Source organism: Streptomyces sp. NPDC031274 (assembly GCF_055570235.1).
Genome location: NZ_JBVIHP010000400.1, coordinates 1 through 1124, shown reverse-complemented (window position 1 = coordinate 1124; position 1124 = coordinate 1). Strand labels below are relative to the sequence as shown.

1 protein-coding gene and 1 pseudogene are annotated in these 1124 nt (G+C 67.6%); both read left to right on the top strand.

The window, feature by feature from the left end; all coding sequences use genetic code 11:
* Positions 1-233: 233 nt before the first annotated feature.
* On the top strand, positions 234-794 hold the full coding sequence (locus tag ACZ5CR_RS46690) for an NUDIX domain-containing protein (RefSeq protein WP_468870129.1): 561 nt from the start codon (positions 234-236) through the stop codon (positions 792-794).
* A gap of 39 nt (positions 795-833) precedes the next feature.
* Positions 834-1124 (top strand): annotated as a pseudogene (locus tag ACZ5CR_RS46685) (hypothetical protein); the annotation flags it as partial.

Below are 1124 nucleotides of genomic sequence, written 5' to 3'. Positions count from 1 at the left end.
GTGGATGCGGTGGCATCCCTGGCCTGACCAGCAATGGCAGTGCCTCGCTTGCAGGTGATCATGGGGAAATGCTGGGGGAGCACCCTGCGAAGGGCGCGTTCGTACAGCTCAGGGTGGTACATGCTGGAAAGCACGCGGATCTACGAGGGCACGCACCAGGTCCAGCGGATCGTGATGGCCCGCAACCTGCCGTAGCCTGCGGCGCGTTGTACGTGCGGCCTACCCTGTGGGGCATGCCAGCCGACCAGCGGCCCTTCACCGTGGACCACGACGTCGACGTGCCCACGCCCCTCCCCGGCGAGGTCTGGACGGTCGGCGCCGTCATCCTGAACGTCAAGGGCGAGGCCTTCGCTCAGAAGCGAAGCCCGGATCGCCGCCTCTTTCCCGGCGCGTGGGACATCGTGCGCGGCCACGTCGAGGCGGGGGAAACCCTCCTGGACGCGCTCGCACGAGAGGCCGAGGAAGAGACCGGCTGGCATCTTCGGCGAGTGAGCCGGTTCCTCGGCACCAGTGTCTGGTGCGGCGACGACGGAGCCGGTGTCCGCCATGAGGCCGACTATCTGATCGAGGTCGACGGCGACTTGGACCATCCCGCCCTGGAGTGGTCCAAGCACTCCGCGTACGGCTGGTTCGGCCCTGACGACCTGGACCGGCTCAAAGAGAACTGCTCGCCGGGCGAATTCTTGATCCACGAGCTGATCGCGCGAGTGGTGCAAGCCCAGGAGGGTCCCGCCTGGCTGACCAAGAGAACGCAGAGCAGGGCCCCAGCCGACACGCGCCCGGACTCCTCGTAGGCTGACATGCCAGAGCCAAACGAGGGGACGGGGACGACCATGGCCCGCTACACCGAAGCGCAGACCATCGCGCGCGGCGGATTCAGCATCAAGGTGCCGGAGACCTGGTGGGAGTTCGACGTCCGCCCGGAGTCGCGTGACGCCAGCATCCGGCAGATGATCAACGACCGCGTACGCGAACGCCCCGAGCTGGAGCCGCACAGGAACACCTTCGAGGGCTTCCTGCGCAAGGCGTCCAAGGAGGCCTGGCAGTCCGGCGCCCTGTACTGCGGCTGCATGGCGGAGAGCTTCGGCGGCGATGTGCCGATCACCGGCTCGGTCACGGTGTCC